At 69.5% G+C, this 17,240-nt stretch carries 16 protein-coding genes and 1 pseudogene; 10 read left to right on the top strand and 7 right to left on the bottom strand.

Annotated elements, in window-relative coordinates; translation table 11 throughout:
• Positions 1 to 9: 9 nt before the first annotated feature.
• Positions 10 to 1,404: a TadE/TadG family type IV pilus assembly protein gene (locus tag ACE2AC_RS07515; RefSeq protein ID WP_375691480.1), complete on the bottom strand. Its 1,395-nt coding sequence runs from the start codon at positions 1,402 to 1,404 to the stop codon at positions 10 to 12.
• Positions 1,405 to 1,738: 334 nt separating this feature from the next.
• Between ACE2AC_RS07515 and ACE2AC_RS07510 the strand changes: the two genes are divergently transcribed.
• The 6 genes from ACE2AC_RS07510 to ACE2AC_RS07485 all read left to right on the top strand — a co-directional run bounded on the left by ACE2AC_RS07510 (position 1,739) and on the right by ACE2AC_RS07485 (position 8,989).
• Positions 1,739 to 3,169, top strand: a complete 1,431-nt coding sequence (locus tag ACE2AC_RS07510; protein ID WP_375691479.1) for a Glu/Leu/Phe/Val dehydrogenase — start codon at positions 1,739 to 1,741, stop codon at positions 3,167 to 3,169.
• A 91-nt stretch (positions 3,170 to 3,260) separates the two neighbouring features.
• Complete coding sequence (locus ACE2AC_RS07505) at positions 3,261 to 3,725, top strand: hypothetical protein (protein ID WP_375691478.1); 465 nt, start codon at positions 3,261 to 3,263, stop codon at positions 3,723 to 3,725.
• A 212-nt stretch (positions 3,726 to 3,937) separates the two neighbouring features.
• Complete coding sequence (locus ACE2AC_RS07500) at positions 3,938 to 5,191, top strand: sarcosine oxidase subunit beta family protein (protein ID WP_375691477.1); 1,254 nt, start codon at positions 3,938 to 3,940, stop codon at positions 5,189 to 5,191.
• A gap of 64 nt (positions 5,192 to 5,255) precedes the next feature.
• A complete protein-coding gene (locus tag ACE2AC_RS07495; protein ID WP_375691476.1) occupies positions 5,256 to 5,567 on the top strand; it encodes a sarcosine oxidase subunit delta in 312 nt (103 codons plus the stop codon).
• On the top strand, positions 5,509 to 8,442 hold the full coding sequence (locus ACE2AC_RS07490; RefSeq protein ID WP_375691475.1) for a sarcosine oxidase subunit alpha family protein: 2,934 nt from the start codon (positions 5,509 to 5,511) through the stop codon (positions 8,440 to 8,442). The genes ACE2AC_RS07495 and ACE2AC_RS07490 overlap by 59 nt, the downstream gene beginning before the upstream one ends.
• Positions 8,435 to 8,989: a sarcosine oxidase subunit gamma gene (locus tag ACE2AC_RS07485; protein WP_375691474.1), complete on the top strand. Its 555-nt coding sequence runs from the start codon at positions 8,435 to 8,437 to the stop codon at positions 8,987 to 8,989. Before ACE2AC_RS07490 ends, ACE2AC_RS07485 begins: the two co-directional genes overlap by 8 nt.
• Before the next feature lie 62 nt (positions 8,990 to 9,051).
• On the opposite strand, the gene ACE2AC_RS07480 is transcribed toward ACE2AC_RS07485, so the two are convergent.
• Both ACE2AC_RS07480 and ACE2AC_RS07475 read right to left on the bottom strand, forming a co-directional pair.
• The gene (locus ACE2AC_RS07480) at positions 9,052 to 11,493 is read right to left on the bottom strand and encodes a hypothetical protein (protein ID WP_375691473.1); all 2,442 of its coding nucleotides are present in this window, start codon (positions 11,491 to 11,493) and stop codon (positions 9,052 to 9,054) included.
• A 142-nt stretch (positions 11,494 to 11,635) separates the two neighbouring features.
• Positions 11,636 to 12,915 (bottom strand): annotated as a pseudogene (locus ACE2AC_RS07475) (O-acetylhomoserine aminocarboxypropyltransferase/cysteine synthase family protein).
• A gap of 136 nt (positions 12,916 to 13,051) precedes the next feature.
• Between ACE2AC_RS07475 and ACE2AC_RS07470 the strand changes: the two are divergent.
• Together ACE2AC_RS07470 and ACE2AC_RS07465 are read left to right on the top strand one after the other, a co-directional pair.
• On the top strand, positions 13,052 to 13,465 hold the full coding sequence (locus ACE2AC_RS07470) for a VOC family protein (protein WP_375691472.1): 414 nt from the start codon (positions 13,052 to 13,054) through the stop codon (positions 13,463 to 13,465).
• Positions 13,466 to 13,579: 114 nt separating this feature from the next.
• The gene (locus ACE2AC_RS07465) at positions 13,580 to 13,975 is read left to right on the top strand and encodes a DUF805 domain-containing protein (RefSeq protein ID WP_375691471.1); all 396 of its coding nucleotides are present in this window, start codon (positions 13,580 to 13,582) and stop codon (positions 13,973 to 13,975) included.
• A 9-nt stretch (positions 13,976 to 13,984) separates the two neighbouring features.
• Here the strand turns inward: ACE2AC_RS07465 and ACE2AC_RS07460 are convergent, their stop codons facing one another.
• The 3 genes from ACE2AC_RS07460 to ACE2AC_RS07450 are packed head-to-tail and all read right to left on the bottom strand — an operon-like array spanning position 13,985 to position 15,313.
• Positions 13,985 to 14,326, bottom strand: a complete 342-nt coding sequence (locus ACE2AC_RS07460; protein ID WP_375691470.1) for a DMT family transporter — start codon at positions 14,324 to 14,326, stop codon at positions 13,985 to 13,987.
• 52 nt (positions 14,327 to 14,378) lie between these two features.
• Positions 14,379 to 14,789 carry a DUF1330 domain-containing protein gene (locus ACE2AC_RS07455; protein ID WP_375691469.1) on the bottom strand — a complete coding sequence of 137 codons (411 nt, stop codon included), beginning with the start codon at positions 14,787 to 14,789 and terminating at the stop codon, positions 14,379 to 14,381.
• Entirely contained in the window at positions 14,786 to 15,313 is a 528-nt protein-coding gene (locus ACE2AC_RS07450; protein WP_375691468.1) for a DUF2239 family protein, read from the bottom strand. The genes ACE2AC_RS07455 and ACE2AC_RS07450 overlap by 4 nt, the downstream gene beginning before the upstream one ends.
• A gap of 63 nt (positions 15,314 to 15,376) precedes the next feature.
• Here ACE2AC_RS07450 and ACE2AC_RS07445 point away from each other — a divergent pair, with 63 nt between their 5' ends.
• The gene (locus ACE2AC_RS07445; protein WP_375691467.1) at positions 15,377 to 15,697 is read left to right on the top strand and encodes a hypothetical protein; all 321 of its coding nucleotides are present in this window, start codon (positions 15,377 to 15,379) and stop codon (positions 15,695 to 15,697) included.
• Here the strand turns inward: ACE2AC_RS07445 and ACE2AC_RS07440 are convergent.
• Positions 15,694 to 16,698: a hypothetical protein gene (locus ACE2AC_RS07440; protein WP_375691466.1), complete on the bottom strand. Its 1,005-nt coding sequence runs from the start codon at positions 16,696 to 16,698 to the stop codon at positions 15,694 to 15,696. The two genes, ACE2AC_RS07445 and ACE2AC_RS07440, sit on opposite strands and share 4 nt — an antisense overlap.
• Positions 16,699 to 16,829: 131 nt before the next feature.
• Between ACE2AC_RS07440 and ACE2AC_RS07435 the strand changes: the two genes are divergently transcribed.
• The gene (locus ACE2AC_RS07435) at positions 16,830 to 17,237 is read left to right on the top strand and encodes a hypothetical protein (protein ID WP_375691465.1); all 408 of its coding nucleotides are present in this window, start codon (positions 16,830 to 16,832) and stop codon (positions 17,235 to 17,237) included.
• Positions 17,238 to 17,240 lie beyond the last annotated feature (3 nt).

Below are 17,240 nucleotides of genomic sequence, written 5' to 3'. Positions count from 1 at the left end.
GGCCTCGGGTCAATGGGTCAGCTTCAGCTTGTTCAGCTGCCGCGCGATGGAGCGGAAGGCCTCGGAGATCTCGACGCCTTCGACGCGGAAGAAGTGGGCGGCCGAGGAGGCACAGTTGCGCATCACCGAGGCGCCGTGGTCGCCGACCTCGAAGCCGACCGACCAGACCAGCACGCCGGCGTCCTTGGCGGCGTCGCAGATCGTCTGCAGCTGGGTGTCGGACTGCCGCCAGGTCGAGCGGGTGAAGTAGTATTCGTCGTAGTCGCTGGACGGCACGTCGTTGTCGTCGAGCCAGTCGATGACCGCGTTCTTGGCCCAGTGCGCCCGCATCGAGGGGGTGCCGTAGGCCTGTTCGGTCAGCCCGTAGGTGTTCACGTTCTCACCGTCCGTCATCAGGATGACGGTCTTGAGCGCGCCGACATCCCAGTCGGTGGGACGGCCTTCGAAGACCTCGTCGACGAGGCCGTTGTCGATCATGTCCGAGATCACCGGGCGGAAGGACGGGTCGAGCATCCCGACCGCCCATTTCATCCCGAGGTGGATCGAGGTGTTGGACCGGTGCGTCAGGTCGCCGATCTGGTCCTTGAGGGCATCCTTGTCCTCGGAATAGGCGGTGATCTCTTCGTAGCTGCGCATCGGGCAGCCGGGATTGGTGATGTCGCTGTCGACGGCGCCGTAGAGCTCGAAATGCTCGGCCTGTTCGTATTCGGTCGCCGGGTCGATGGCGGTGCTGTTGAAATCCGCGGATTCGAAAAGCACGCAGCTGGAATAGTTGTGCTTACGCGGCACGTTCAGCCGGTTCATGATCTCGGCCCCGGCGTTCACCTGGGCGGTGTAGGGAATCAGGTTGATCGAGACGGCGCCGAGCGTGTCGTCGAGGATCACGGTGTCGATGAATTCCTCGGCCGCGGTCTGCAGGTTGCCGATCTTGCCGTTCGTCCGCATCGAGCCCGAGATGTCGAGCACCAGCGAGATCTCGGCGTCGCCGAGGCTTTCCTCGGCCTGGCCGAAGGCGCTGACGGTGAAGGCGTTGAAGCCGATGGTGCTGAGGAACTGGGTCGAGATGGTGCCGTTCGCGGTGGCCGACACGATCCGGTGGCCTTCGCCCTGATCCACGGTCACGTTGGTCAGGTATTCACCGATGCCGGCCTTGACGAAGTAGTCCCGGACCACCGCTTCGGGGTCGAGCTCCTGTTCGAGGTCGGCGGCGGCGAGGACCGCACGGTCGAGGGTGGTCTGCACCCGGGCGCGCACCATCTCCTGCCGCATGATGTCGACGCCGACGCCGCCGACGATCAGCATGATGAGCATGAAGGTGATGACGACGGCGATCATGACGCCGTCCTCGTCCCGCGCGAAGCGGGTGAGTCGGGCGGCCAGTCGGCGGCGCAGCTGGAGTCGCATGTCCGTCAAATCGGTGCGGCGCATCTCTACCAATCCTTGTCCACGTGCCAGGGTTTGCCTGCAAACGCTTCTTATCCTTACGGAAAGGGTTAGGAGGGGATGATGGCCTAATTGGGGCCATTTGGCGGTGGCAGTGGAGCTTTGTTTCCGTCCGAAGGTCATACCCGGTTGACCTTACGGCATTGGCTGCGGGGGGCTGACAATGCGTGGCGGGGCCGGGAATCGGGCCCGGCCGGCAGCGGTGTCCAGCATTTTCCCGGGCAATCGGTCACAGGTTGGTTGAAATTGTGATCTAAAGGTGAAGTGTTGGGCATACTGGAAATTGGAGTGACTCATGGCTCACATCAAAGAGCCGACGTTTCGCGAGAGCGTCGATCTGATGTTCAACCGCGCGGTGGCGCTGATGGACCTCGCCCCGGAACTCGAGGAGAAGATCCGGGTCTGCAACTCGACCTACACGGTGCGGTTCGGGGTGCGATTGCGGGGCCAGATCCACACCTTCACCGGCTATCGCTCGGTCCATTCCGAGCACATGGAGCCGGTCAAGGGCGGGATCCGTTATGCCACGTCGGTCAACCAGGACGAGGTCGAGGCGCTGGCGGCGCTGATGACCTACAAGTGCGCGCTGGTCGAGGCGCCGTTCGGCGGATCCAAGGGCGGGCTCTGCATCGATCCGCGCGACTGGGACGAGCACGAGCTCGAGGCGATCACCCGGCGGTTTGCCTACGAGCTGATCAAGCGCGACATGATCCACCCGGCGCAGAACGTGCCCGCGCCCGACATGGGCACGGGCGAACGCGAGATGGCCTGGATCGCGGATCAGTACAACCGGATGAACACGACCGACATCAACTCTCGCGCCTGCGTCACCGGCAAGCCGACCAACGCGGGCGGCATCCAGGGCCGGAGCGAGGCGACGGGGCGGGGCGTGCAGTACGCGCTGCGCGAGTTCTTCCGCCACCCCGAGGACAAGGCGGCGGCGGGCCTCGAGGGCAAGCTCGACGGCAAGCGGGTGATCGTGCAGGGCCTGGGCAACGTGGGCTATCACGCGGCCAAGTTCCTGTCGGAAGAGGACGGCGCGATCATCGTCGGGATCATCGAGCGCGACGGCGCGCTCTACAACCCGCGCGGCCTGAACGTCGAGGCGGTGCGCGACTGGCTGGTCAAGCACGACGGGGTCAAGGGGTTCCCCGACGCGGCCCACACCGCCGAGGGCGCGAAGGTGCTGGAGGAGGATTGCGACATCCTCATCCCCGCCGCGATGGAAGGCGTCATCAACATGGAGAACGCCGCCCGGATCAAGGCGCCGCTGATCATCGAGGCGGCGAACGGTCCGATCACGGCGGGCGCGGACGAGATCCTGCGCGAGAAGGGCGTGGTGATCGTGCCGGACATGTACGCCAACGCGGGCGGCGTGACGGTGTCCTATTTCGAATGGGTGAAGAACCTGAGCCACATCCGGTTTGGCCGGATGCAGCGCCGGCAGGAGGAATCCCGGCACGAGCTGATCGTGGCTGAGCTGGAGCGGCTGGACAAGCACCTGGGCGGGGCGTGGTCGATGACGCCGGACTTCAAGTCCAAGTACCTGCGCGGCGCGGACGAGCTGGAACTGGTGCGCTCGGGCCTCGATGACACGATGCGGGTCGCCTACCAGTCGATGCGCGAGGTCTGGCACGGCCGGGACGAGGTCAAGGACCTGCGCACCGCCGCCTACCTGGTGTCGATCGACCGGGTGGCGTCGAGCTACCGCGCCAAGGGGCTCTGATCCCCCGCGGACCGGCGCGCCGTCTGCGGGCCGGTCCTTGCCAGCGGGGCTGCGGCCTGTCACCTTCCGCGTCGATCGGAGGAGGCCGCGCATGCTCTACCTGCTGCAATACCTGCATATCCTGACCGGGGTGATCTGGGCCGGCGGTTCGGTCGTGTTCGGCCTGGCGGTGATGCCCGGCATCGCCGCGATGCCCGCGGCCGAGGCGGCGCGGGCGCTGGACCGGATCGCGCGCCGCGCGGCACCGGTGATGGGCGCCTCGGGCGTGCTGGTCATGGTGCTGGGCGTGGCGCGGGCCTGGTACGGCGGCGGCATCACGACCTGGGGCGACTGGGTGACACCCTATGGCCTGCACGTGATCGCGGCGCTGGTCCTTGTCACCATCGCCGAGGGCAGCGGCGGCCCGTCGCGCGCGCGGCTGAAGGCGCTGACCGAGGACCCGGAAGCCTTTGCCCTGAACGCCCCGCGCATCGTGCGCCGCGACGCGCTGGTGCATGTCGCGGTGGTGGTGCTGGTGATCGCGATCATGGTGTCGATGGGGCTGGGATACTACTGAGCCCCGGCATGGCCCCGGCTGCCGGGCGCGGCGCATCCGCTGAAGGTGGCGTCGCTGGCAGACCCGTTGGTGTCGCGACCGGCGGCGCTTCGCCGCAACGGATGGACAAGCTGGCGCCAAGTTGCTTGACTGGCGGCATTGGGTCTTGCTTCCCCTTGGGAATTGAATATTCCTGAGGGGAATATGCTGCCGGCCGATACACGAGGTTCGAGATGCGCTTTTCCGCCCTGAGACTGTTCCAGGAAGGTGTGACCGGCAACCGGGGCTGGGGCCCGCACTGGCGCGACCCGGCGCCGAAAGGCGAATACGACATCGTGGTCATCGGCGGCGGCGGGCACGGGTTGTCGACCGCCTATTACCTGGCCAAGGAACACGGGCTGAGCAATGTCGCGGTGCTGGAGAAGGGGTATCTCGGCGGTGGCAACGTGGGGCGCAACACCACCATCGTGCGGGCCAACTACTTCCTGCCCGGCAACTCGGAGTTCTATTCCCATTCGCTGAAGCTCTGGGAAGGGCTGGAGGCGGACCTGAACTACAACGTGATGCATTCGCAGCGCGGGCTGATCAACCTGTTCCATTCGGACGGGCAGCGCGATGCCTTTGCCCGGCGCGGCAACGCGATGGAGAACCAGGGCGACGACGCGGAGCTCCTGGATCGCAAGGGGGTGGAGAAATACCTGCCCTACCTCGATTTCGACAACGTGCGCTTTCCGGTCTACGGCGGGCTGCTACACAAGCGCGGCGGCACGGCGCGGCATGACGCGGTGGCCTGGGGCTATGCGCGGGGGGCGTCCGACCGGGGCGTCGACCTGATCCAGAACTGCGAGGTGACGGGGATCGACATCGCGGGCGGCAAGGTCACCGGAGTGCAGACGACGCGCGGCGCGATCAAGGCCAAGAAGGTGGCGATCGTGGTGGCGGGGCGGTCGGGGCAGGTGGCGGCGATGGCCGGCATGCGGCTGCCGATCGAAAGCCACATCCTGCAGGCCTTTGTCACCGAGGGGCTGAAGCCGGTGATCAACCACGTCGTCAGCTTCGGCATGGGGCATTTCTATATCAGCCAGTCGGACAAGGGCGGCCTGGTCTTCGGCGGCGACCTGGATTTCTATCCCTCCTACGCGCAGCGCGGCAACCTGCCGATGGCCGAGCACGTGATGGAGGCGGCGATGACGCTGATGCCGGCCATCGGCAAGGCCAAGGTGCTGCGCAGTTGGGGCGGGATCATGGACATGACCCCCGACGGATCGCCGATCATCGACAAGACGGACACCGAGGGCCTCTTCATCGACTGCGGCTGGTGCTACGGCGGCTTCAAGGCGGTGCCGGGATCGGGGTTCAGTTTCGCCCACCTGATCGCCACCGGCGAGCACCACGCCCCGGCGGCACGGTTCCGGCTGGACCGGTTCCGCGACGGGGTCGGGCTGATGGACGAGGAAGGCACCGGGGCGCAGCACAACCTGCACTGAGGTGCGGGTGGAGAGCGGCCCTCCGGGGGAGTTTTTTGAGCAAGATGAAGCAGGGAAGCGCGAGATGAGGCTGAGCTGTCCGGTCTGTGGCGAGAGGGATCGCCGCGAGTTCTATTACGGCGGCGCGGCGCTGGAGCGTCCGTCCGAGGATGCGGGCGCGGCCGCCTGGGACGACTACCTGCACCTGCGCGACAACCCGGCCGGCCGGTCGCGCGAGCTCTGGTACCACGAGAGCGGCTGCACCGCCTGGCTGGTCGTCGAGCGCAACACGGTGACGCACGAGATCCATTCGGTCACGCTGGCTGCGGGGGGCGGTGATGCGGCTCGACAAGGGCGGTCTGATCGACCGCGGCACCCCGCTCAAGTTCAGCTTTGACGGGCACGAGTATTCGGGCTTCAAGGGTGACACGCTGGCCTCGGCGCTCATCGCCAACGACATCCGGCTGGTCGGCCGGTCGTTCAAGTACCACCGGCCGCGCGGCATCTTCAGCGCCGGCAGCGAGGAGCCGAACGCGCTGGTGACGATCGGCGCGGGCGCGCGCCAGGATCCGAACGTGCGCGCGACGGTGCAGGAGCTCTACGACGGGCTGAGCGCGCGGGCGCAGAACTGCTGGCCCTCGGTCAACTGGGACGTGATGGAGGTCAACGACCTGATGGCGCCGTTCTTCGGCGCGGGGTTCTACTACAAGACCTTCATGTGGCCGCGGAAGTTCTGGGAATGGGTCTATGAGCCGATGATCCGCCGCGCCGCCGGGCTGGGCGCGCTGTCGGGCGAAGCCAACACCGACCGCTACGAGAAGGCCTATGCCTTCTGCGACGTGCTGGTGATCGGCGCGGGACCCGCGGGGCTGATGGCGGCGCTGACCGCGGCCGAGGCCGGGGCGGACGTGATCCTGGCCGACGAGGACGCGCTGCCGGGCGGGCGGCTGAACGCGGAACAACACGAGATCGACGGCATGGCGGGCGCGGCCTGGGCGGCGGCGGCGATCGCGCGGCTCGACGCGATGCCGAACGTGCGGGTGATGCGGCGGACCACGGTGACCGGTGTCTACGACGGCGGGACCTATGGCGCGCTCGAACGGGTGGGCCACCACGTGGCCGGGCGGCCCGAGGCGCTGCCGCTGGAGTGTTTCTGGCGGATCGCGGCCCGGCAGGCGGTGCTGGCGGCGGGCGCGCTGGAGCGGCCGATCGCGTTTTCCGACAACGACCGCCCCGGCGTGATGGTGGCGGGCGCGGTGCGCACCTACCTCAACCGCTACGGCGTGGCGCCGGGCAAGCGGGTGGCGGTGTTCGGCAATTCCGACGAGGCGCAGCGGACGGCGGCGGACCTGCTGGCGGCGGGGGTGCATGTCACCGCGCTGATCGACGCGCGGCCCGAGGCGACCACGCATCTCGACGTGCCGTTCTACCCGGGGGCGGTGGTGTCGGCCGCCCATGGCTGGGGCGCGATCGAGGCGGTGACGGTCGAGGGACAGGGCGGCACGCACAAGGTGATGTGCGACTGCCTGGCGGTGTCGGGCGGCTGGAACCCGAACGTGCACCTGACCTGTCACCTGAACGGACGCCCGGCCTGGAACGAGGCGATCGCGGCCTTTGGCCCGGCCGAGGGGGCGGTGCCGGGGCTGACGCCCTGCGGCGCGGCGGCAGGGGTGTTCTCGACCGCCGGGTGCTTTGCCGACGGGGCGCGGGCGGCGGGCGTGGCGCTGGGCGCGCTGGGCCTTTCGGCGCCGTCTCTGGCGGTGCCGGCGGCGGAGGATGCGCCCTACCGGCTGAAGCCGCTCTGGGCGGTGCCGGGCAAGCGGCGCGCCTGGCTCGACCTGCAGAACGACGTGACGGTGAAGGACGTGAAGGGCGCGGCGCAGGAGAACTTCCGCTCGGTCGAGCACATGAAGCGCTACACCACGCAGGGCATGGCGCCGGACCAGGGCAAGACCTCGAACCTGGGCGCGCTGGCGGTGCTGGCGGATGCCACCGGCCGCGCGATCGCGCAGACCGGGACGACGACGTACCGGCCTCCCTACAGCCCGGTCGCCATCGCGGCGATGGGGGCGGGCGCGCAGGGCAAGGGGTTCGCGCCCGAGCGGCGCACCACCAGCCACGCGGCCAGCGTGAAGATGGGCGCGCCGATGATCGAGGCAGGGCTCTGGTACCGGCCGTCCTATTTCCCGCGCGGCGAGGAGACGACCTGGCGCGAGAGCTGCGACCGCGAGGTCGGCTGGGTGCGGACCGCGGTCGGGGTGGCCGATGTCTCGACCCTTGGCAAGATCGACATCCAGGGCCCGGACGCGGGCGCCTTCCTCGACTTCGTCTACACCGGCACCTTCTCGACCCTGAAGCCGGGGCGGGTGCGGTACGGCATGATGCTGCGCGAGGACGGGCATGTGATGGACGACGGCACCACCGCCTGCCTGGGCGAGGGGCAGTACGTGATGACCACGACCACCGCCGCGGCCGGGCCGGTGATGCGGCACCTCGAATACGTGGCGCAGGTGCTGCGGCCTGAGCTGGACGTGCAGATGGTCAGCGTGACCGAGCAATGGGCCCAGTTCGCGCTGGCCGGGCCGAAGTCGCGCGACCTCTTGAACGCGGTGCTGGACGAGGCCGTCGACCCGGCGGCCTGGCCCTTCATGGCCTGCGGGGCGGTGCGCGTGATGGGCGTGCCGGGGCGGCTTTTCCGGATCTCGTTCTCGGGCGAACATGCCTACGAGGTCGCGGTGCCTGCGCGCTACGGCGACACGCTGTTCCGCGAACTGGTCAAGCGGGCCGAGGCCATGGGCGGCGGGGCCTACGGGATGGAGGCTCTGAACGTCCTGCGGATCGAGAAGGGGCTGCTGACCCATGCCGAGCTGCACGGCCGGACCACCGGCTACGACCTGGGGCTGACCGGGATGATGTCGACCAAGAAGGACTACATCGGCAAGGCGGCGGCAGCGCGGCCTGGTCTGGTCGATCCGGCGCGCGAGCGGCTGGTGGGGCTGACCCCGGTGGGCATCGCCAAGACGCTGACGGCCGGCGCGCACCTGTTCGAGCACGACATGCCGCCGGTGCGCGAGAACGACCAGGGCTACATCACCTCGGCCTGCTATTCGCCGACGCTGAAGACCAACCTCGCGCTGGCTTTCGTCAAGTCCGGGCCCGAGCGTCACGGCGAGACGCTGCGCATGGTGGACCACCTGCGCGGGCACGAGACCTATTGCGTCATCGGGCCTGCCTGTTTCTTCGACCCGAAGGGAGAGCGGACCCGTGGCTGACCTGATCGCACGCAGCCCCGCCGAGGGGCTTTTGCCGAAGACCGTGGGCGCGCTGAAGCTCACCGAGGCGCCGATGGTACCGATGTGGGGGATCTCTCCGCATGCGGGCGAGGTGGCGCAGGCGTCCTCGGCGCTCGAGACGGCCTGCGGGCTGTCCCTGCCGGGGCCGGGCCGCATGGGTGTCGCGGGCGCGGTGGCGGTGATGTGGTTCGGACGGAACCGCTGGCTGGTGATCGGGGCCGAGGGGTTGGGCGAGGTGGCGCGCTATGCCGCCGTGACCGACCAGTCGGACGCCTGGGTCAGCGTCTCGGTCGGCGGTGCGGCCGGGGCCGAGGTGATGGCGCGGCTGGTGCCGGTGGACCTGCGGGCCTCGGCCTTCCCGGTCGGCAGCGTGGTGCGGACCGAGGTCTATCACATGCAGGCCGCGATCGCGCGCACCGGGGCGGAGGAGCTGCGCGTGCTCTGCTTCCGCTCGATGGCCGGAACGCTGGTGCATGACCTGGTGCAGGCCGGCGAAGCGGTGGCGGCGCGGGCGAAGGGCCACTAGGGCCCGGTCGCCGCCCGGATCGCATTTTCAGAACAGGTCGGATGTGTCCTGCGGGCCGACGGTCAGCCGTTCGGCATCTTGAGGAGGTGGCTGCGGCCGCCCTTGGTGTAGCTGAGCTGCCCGTCGCTGATCGAGGACACCCGCCCGCCGTCGAGTGCATCGCCCACCTTCACCTTGCGGTAGCGTCCGTCCGACATGCGCACCAGCGCGCGGCGGCTGGAGGGCTGGCCATAGACGCCGATCAGGTTGATCGTGCTGAGGTTGATCGCGTCGCGTACGGTGGCGGTCTTGGTGACCGAGGCGTTCGAGGGGATCTGCGGCGCGATCGCCTGGCTGGGCGCGACGACGGCGACCGGGCGGATCGCGGCGGCCTGCGCGGTCGACACGATCGAGGCGAAGTTGCCGGGCCGTTCGTTCGGGCGCTTGGAGCTGGCGATGGCCAGGTCGGTGCCGGTTTCGGTGGGTGAGGCCGAAGGTGCGTCGGCCTCGGCCTCGGCCTCGCGCTTGGCGGAGGGGAGTTCGGGCCGCGCGCGCGGGCGGAAGGTGGCAAGTTCCGAGCGGGAGTAGCCGCCGAGCTTGAGCCGTTCGTTGCGTTCGACCAGGCCGCCGGGCCGCAGGCGCGGGCGCTTGGCGGACATGGCCGCGCTGGCGTCGGCGGCCTCTTCCTCGGGCGTGACGAGCGTTTCGGCGGGCCGGTCCGGCGGGGTGCGCTGCGGCAGGCCCGCGAAGATGGTGACGCCGTTCGGCGTAACCGCGCCCTCGGGCGTGGCGCGGACGAGTCCGTTCTCGTCGAAATCGAAGGTGGTGCCGGCCGGGGCCGGGTTGGGCTGAGATCCGGGGCGGCTGTCGCGGCCTTCGCTGTCGGGCACCGGCAGGGCCACCGCGTCGAGGTTCGGCACGGTCGGGTCGATCGAGGCGACGTAGAGGTCCTCGATCGTGCCGGGCGGCGGTGCGGGCGTGGCGAAGGGCGCGTCGGTCCAGACCCCGGTCGCGGCATAGCGCGCCTCGGCCTCGGGGTCGGGGGCGGGCGGCGGCGCGGGGGCATCGACGGCGGCGCTGCTGCCGGGCTGCAGGATCGGTGCGGGCAGGCCGGTGTCCGAGAGGCCGGGATCGACCTCTTCCAACATCGCCACCGGGCCGGTTTCGCCAAGCGCCTCATCGGCGGCCTCTTCGGCCTCGACCGAGGCGGCGGCGTCGGGGGACGGCGTGTCACCGGCGGCGGGCAGGGCGGTTTCCTCGATCCCGGTCGAGGTGGCCAGCGGCGCGCGTTGCGGATCCTCGATCCCCGCGACCTGCGGCAGGTCACCGGGGCGCAGGAGGTCCGAGACCTCGTCAGACATGAAGATCGAGGCCCAGGCGGCAACGCCCATCAGGAAGAGGATCAGGACCAGCGTGAGCAGGAGGCCGAGGTACTTCGGCCCGGTCACCACCTGTGTCGGGCGGGCGCCGAAGACGGTCATCCGCGCCGCCTCAGCCTCGCGCGCCTGCTTGCCGGCGGGTGCGGCGGCGGGGGCGGGCGGTTCGGCCTGCAGCGTCGGTTCGCGCTTGCCCGAGGGGCGCTTGAGCCTCGCGATGCCGCCGGTGACCTTTTCGTCGGTCGCGGGGACGGCCAGCGTCGCGGCGGCGGCCGAGGCGCCGGGCGAAACCGTGTCGCGGGTCAGCGGCGGTTCGGCCAGGTTGGCGGGCGGTTCGTCGCCCAGGTCGATGGAGGCGGCGGCGACCGATCCGGGGGCATCGCGGCTGACGCCGGCCAGCGGCGGGGCGCTGCCCTCGGTGGGATCGCGGCGGGCGCGGATCGAGGAGAAGGACGGCGGCGTGCCCTGCGGATCGGCGGGAGCGGCGGATGCGGGCGCATCCGCGTCGGTGTCGTCGATGGCGTCGGCGAGGGGGGCGTCGTCGTCGCTTTCGTCCGGCGAGGCGAGGTCGTCCGGTTCCGCGACCTCGGGGGCGGCGGCGCGCGGCGGCAGGATCACCATGACGCCCTCGTCCGGGACAACCACGGTGTCGGGGCCGAGCAGTTCGGCCGCGGCGGCGCTGGCGCCGAAGAAGGGTTCGCCGTCGTAATCGGCGGGGTCGGGCCGGGCGACGAAGCTGAGCGGGGCAAAGCCGTGCGCGCGGGCAAAATCCTCGGCCTCGTCCAGCGTGTCGCGGGCGACGGCGGCCACCTGCGCGATGCCGTTGCCGGTCACCACGTCATAGGCGAGTTCGTCGAGCTCGTAGGGCGTGGCGGCGGCAAGCTCGTCCTTGGCGATGGCGCGCGCCTCGGCCGCGGGGGCGGTGCCGGTCTCGACCGTGAGAAAGCGGATCTGGTCCTCGGGCACCACGAGCTTGCAGAGCGGCGGGCTGGGCGCGAGGGCCTCGGCCTGGGCGCGCAGGGCGGCCATGCCCTCGGCCAGGTCCTCGGTGTCGGGGCGCACTTCGCCCAGCGGTTCCCAACCCTCGGGGACCCGATGCAGAAGGGTGATCCCCTCCATCGACAGGGACAGAGCGAAATTCGGTTTCATGCAGCTGGTCGGTTCGTGCCCTGCTACGCGGCGCCCCGGGCCGCAACTGGTGTGGGGGGAAGTCTATCGCAGCGGGGGCGGGAGGAAAGGAAAAGACCGGCGCGGGTTGCCGCGCCGGTCCGGGAGGCGATGCCGGGCGCGGTCAGGCGGTCGCGGCGCTAAGTGCCTGATCCATATCGGCAATCAGGTCATTCGCATCCTCGATCCCGATCGAGAGCCGGACCACGTCGGGCCCGGCACCGGCGGCGACCTGCTGTTCCGCGGTCAATTGACGGTGAGTGGTCGAGGCCGAGTGGATGATGAGCGAGCGGGTGTCGCCCAGATTCGCCACGTGGCTGAATAGGTCGAGCGCGTTCACCAGCTTGACGCAGGCCTCGTAGCCCGCCTTGAGCCGGAAGGTGAAAAGCCCGCCGGCCCCCTTGGGCAGATCCGCGGCACCCGGTCGGCATAGGGCGAGGAGGGCAGCCCGGCATAGGTGACCTCGGCCACGGCCGGGTGTTTCTCGAGCCACTCGGCGACCGTGAGCGCGTTCGACACGTGCCGGTCCATGCGCAGCGACAGCGTTTCGATCCCGAGGAGCGTGTAGTGCGCCGCCTGCGGGTTCATCGTCATGCCGAGGTCGCGCAGCCCGATGGCGATCGAATGGAAGGTGAAGGCGAGAGGGCCGAAGGTCTCGTGGAACTTGAGGCCGTGGTAGGCGGGTTCGGGATCGCTGAGCGAGGGGAACTTGCCGCTGGCCGACCAGTCGAAGGTGCCGCTGTCGACCACCACGCCGCCGGTGACGGTGCCGTTTCCGGTGAGGTACTTGGTGGCCGAATGCACCACCAGCGTCGCGCCGTGTTCGATCGGGCGGCAGAGGTAGGGCGTGGCCGAGGTGTTGTCGACGATCAGCGGCAGGCCCGCGTCCGTGGCGATGGCCGAGATCGCGTCGAGGTCGGTGATGTAGCCGCCGGGGTTGGCGATGGATTCGCAGAACACCGCGCGGGTGTCGTCGTCGATCGCGGCCTTGACCGCGTCGAGGTCGTCGAAATCGACGAACTTGGCCGACCAGCCGAAGCGCTTGATGGTCTGGCTGAACTGGGTGACCGTGCCGCCGTAGAGCCGGGTCGAGGCCACGACGTTGCGCCCCGGTCCCATCAGCGGGAAGAGCGCCATGATCTGCGCCGCGTGCCCGGAAGAGCAGCAGACCGCGCCCTGTCCGCCCTCGAGCGTGGCGACCCGTTCGGCCAGCACCGCGACGGTCGGGTTGGTCAGGCGGGAATAGATGTAGCCCACTTCCTGCAGGTTGAAGAGGGCGGCCGCGTGGTCCGCATCGCGGAACACATAGGCGGTGGTCTGGTAGATCGGCGTCTGCCGGGCACCGGTCGCCGGGTCGGGGCGGCTGCCCGCGTGCACCTGCAGCGTGTCGAAGCCAAGGGTCATGGATGTCTCCTCTCGTGTCTCCTCGGTGCCCATGGGTAAGCCAAGGCGCGCGCCCCGGCAACGGCGGCCTTGCCCTTGCCAAGGAGCGGTTGAGCGGTCAGCGTGCCGGCGAATCCCTGATGCCGGAGACGCCACGATGATCACGCCGTTCCACTTCGCCTTCCATGTCACCGACCTCGACGAGGCGCGCCGGTTCTACGGCGACGTGCTGGGCGGGGACGAGGGCCGTTCGACCGAGACCTGGGTGGATTTCGGCCTGTTCGGGCACCAACTGTCGCTGCACCTGGGCGAACCCTTTGCCAATGCCGCGACCGGCAAGGTGGGCGAGCACATGGTGCCGATGCCGCATTTCGGGTTTGTCCTGCTGCTGGACGACTGGAAGGCGCTGGCCGAGCGGCTGAAGGCCGCGGGCGTGCAGTTCGTGCTGGAGCCGCAGGTGCGCTTCGAGGGCGAGCCGGGCGAGCAGTGGACGATGTTCTTCCGCGACCCCTCGGGCAACCCGATCGAGGTGAAGGGCTTCCGCGACATGGCGGGCATGCTGGCGCACTGACGGGCCCGCGGCGAAGATCCCGCGCGACTTCCGCGGCTTGGTGAATTTCCTTGTCGTGGCACCCCGTGTTGGGCGAGGCTGACGCAGGGGCATTCGACAGGGAGGGTTCACGCGATGGATTTCGTCACGGCGGTCAAGATGGTGCTTGGCAAGTACGCGACATTCTCGGGCCGTGCGAAGCGGCCGGAGTTCTGGTGGTTCGTCCTTTTCGTCATCCTGGCCGGGCTCGTGGTCGGCATCCTTGACGCCATGCTGTTCGGCGCGAGCGACGCGGCATCGGCCGCGGCGGGGTACAGCGTGCAGAGCGAACCGCTCTCGGCGCTCTTTGCGCTGGCGGTGTTCCTGCCGTACCTCGCGGTGGCGGTGCGACGGCTGCACGACATCGACAAGAGCGGCTGGTGGGTGCTGATCGGGCTGATCCCGCTTGTGGGCTGGATCGTGTTGCTGATCTTCTACGTCCGGCGGGGGACCGAGGGCGACAACCGCTTCGGGCCGGAACCGGCGGCCTGAGCCCCCCGGTCAGTGCTTGACGCTGCCCGAGAACACGTTGACCACGACGACGCCCGCGATGATCAGCGCCATGCCGATGATCGCGGGCAGGTCGAGGCGCTGGCCCTGCCAGACCCAGGCGACGGCGGCGATCAGCACGATGCCCATGCCCGCCCAGATCGCGTAGACGAGGCCGGTCGGCATCACCCGCATCACCAGCGCCAGCAGCGCGAATGCGAGGATGTAGCCCGCGATCGAGATCGCGAGCGGCAGCGGTTTCGACATGCCGTTCGACAGGGACAGCGCCGTGGTGGCGATGACCTCGGACACGATGGCGACGGCCAGCAAAAGATAGGCGAGGGGCAGGGACATGGGCGACTCCGTCGGGGCTGCCCGATCCTTCTGCCTGTGCCGCGGGGGAAGGTCAAACCGGGTCGAGCGGCAGGAGGCGGCTGTCGGCCAGCGCGGCGGTCCGGTGGTGGCCGATGTGCTGTGCTTTCGGATCGCGGGCAAAGGCGAGGAAGGCCGCAACCGAGGCCTGCCGGACCAGGAGGACACGGTCCCATTCATCGCCCTCGGGGCCGATGAACCACGGGCCGCCGGTGCCGTCGAAGATCACCTCTCCGCCGCTGGCGGCGAGCAGGGGTGCGAGGCCCGCGACGTAGAGGTCGTAGGCCGCGGCACCGGTGATTGGCGCGGGCGGGGCGAGGTCGGGAGCATGGGCATAGTCGGCGGTGTCGCGGAAGCGCAGGAGGTTCAGCATGGTGACGGGCGTGCCCATCCCGCGGGCGATCAGGGCGCGGGCGGCGGCATCGGTGGGGGCGATGTGCCTCATGGGGTGAGGAGCCTTTCCGCATGGCCCCGGATGTCGGCGGGCCAGTGGTCGATGGCGGCGAGGAACGCGGCGGGCGGGGCGGCGTAGAGGTGGCGCATGGCGTCCTCGAACCCGGGCAGGTCGCCGGCGATGGCGGAGCAGAAGCGGTAGCAGGCATCGCGGCGTTCCGAGGCGCCGCCATCCTCGGCCCGGGCGGCGTCGATCAAGCGCCGCAGGGTGGCCGAGGCACCGCCGCGCTGGCCCGCCAGCCAGTCCCAGTGCCGAGGCAGCAGCGTGACCTCGCGCGCGGTGACGCCGAGTTTCGGGCGCCCGCGTCCGCGCGGCGGTTCGGCATGGCGGGCGGCGACGGCGTCGGGCCCGCCGGAGAGGTCGAGGTCGGTCTCGCGCCCGGTGGCGTCGTCGAAGATCAGCACGCCCTGCGGCTGCGGCGCTTGGCCGGCGGCGACGAGGGCGGCGGCGACCTCGGCCTGGGTGCCATGGGCGATCCGGATCCGGTCGAAAAAGGCGGTGAAGGTCTGGGTCATGGCTACTATTTACACCCGGGTAAAAATATGTCAATTGCCCGGCGCGAACCAGGGAGGCCGATCATGGCAGTCGACAAGCGGGCGGCGCGGGCCGCGTGGAAGGACCGGACCGAGGCATGGGTGATCTATGCGGCGCGCACCGGCGGGCAGGTCTGGGTCGGGATCAGCAACGACGTGGCGGCGGCCGAGAACCGGCTGGGCTTCACCCTGCGGCAGGGCCAGTGCCGGGTGCCGGGCATGCAGGCGGCGTTCGACGACACGCTTGATGTCGAGGTGCTGGAAGAGCTGGACCCCGAGCTGGGTCCGATGGCGCGGCAGGAGGTGGCGAGGGTCCGGCGAGACGCCTGGGCGGCCGAGCTGGGCGCGGGGTCGATGGACCGCTAGCGCAGCCAGAGCCCTTCGCGGCGCAGGCGGTTGCGGATCGCCTGTTCGCGGCGGGGCAGGGCGGCCCGGTCGAAGAGCGCCCGCGCCTTGGCGCCGCGACCCTGGTAGATCATCCGCAGGAACGGCTCGTACCGCTTCAGCACCTTCTTGACCGGGTTGGGGGCGGTGACGGCCTCGAGCACCTCGACGACATGGTCGTCCTCGCGGGCGTAGAGCAGCGGCATCAGGCGATAGTGGCAGGTGACGCTGCCGTCGATCAGGCCGGGCGGCAGGGTGTCGCGCCCGCCGCCAAGGCCGTGGATCACCAAGGGCAGCGCGACCTGGTCGAGCCAGGGATCGAGGCTTTGGCAGGCGAGTTCGTCGGGCGGGTCGTCGCGGATGGAAAGTGCAATCTGGAGAAAGCGTTCCGCGAAAGTCTTCGCGTCATGGTAGAAGAACATCCCGGCGTTGAAATAGAGGTAGCGGCGCCAGAATTCGTCGGGTTCGGAGGGGTCGAGCGAGCTTTCGAAGTCGAGCCCGAAGCGGTCGTAGAGGGATTTCCAGATCGCCGCGTAGCCGGGGCCGTAAAGCGCGGGCTGCGGCCATGTGCCCTCGCGGCGGAGCGAGGCGGTGGGGCGGTGGAAGTCGAAGGGGATCTGCGTGATCTCACCGGTGACCAGCGTGTCGGTGTCGAAAAAGACGAAGGGCGCGTCGGTCGGCAGGGCCAGAAGCCCCTCGATCTTGTTGCCTTGCGGGTAGGTCTGGCCGAAATGGCGCGATGCGAACGGCACGAACTCCGCCCCCAGGTCGGTCAGGAGGGCGCGGACCTCGGGATCGGTGACGGCGGGATCGCTATCCCAGAGCGGACCGGCCTGCGGCTCCATCAGCAGGAGGCGGCCGGAAAACCCCGGCGACATGGCCCGGAGCGAGGCGGCGAACAGCACCGCTTCGAACTGCAGGCGGCCCGACTGCGCCACGATCGCGATGTTGAACGCTTGGTTTTCCGTCTCGCCTGTCGTCATATGGGCCTGTTCGTCCTGCCGCGTGCGCCCCGGGCCCTTGCCGCCGTGTGGGCGGTCAGGATGGCGACAGGGCGGCGACCGTACGGTGATTGTGGTGCGGCGCCATTCTTGCACGAGGGAAGGACATTTTCATGAGACATTTCGCAAGGCTGGCGGCCTTTCTTGCCGTGGCTGTCCCCGCGGCGGCACAGGATGCCCCGTTCACCACGGCGGCGCAGGTGCGGCCGATCCTAGACGCGACGCGCGGATCCTGGGTCGCGCTCAGGGAATATGGCGGGCAGGATCTGGTTTACGTCACGCAGGTGATGTCGTGGCGCTGTGGGCTGATGGGGCTGCGGGTCGGAATCAACGGTGGCGAACCGCAGGACTGGCCGATGCCCGACTGCGACCCGACCAATCCCAACGTGATCCCCGATGACGCCGTCATCTACCAGGGCTTTCCGGTCGGATCGATCCGGAGCCTCGAGGTCGAGCTGATCTACGACGACCTGACCCAGGACAGCGAGACATTTGCCCGTGCGGCGGTCCTGATGCCCTGAGGA

This window comes from Pseudooceanicola sp. LIPI14-2-Ac024, assembly GCF_042188925.1.
GTDB lineage: Bacteria > Pseudomonadota > Alphaproteobacteria > Rhodobacterales > Rhodobacteraceae > Pseudooceanicola.
Note: the sequence above shows the minus strand (reverse complement) of the source record. Positions and strands in the feature narration are given on the sequence as shown.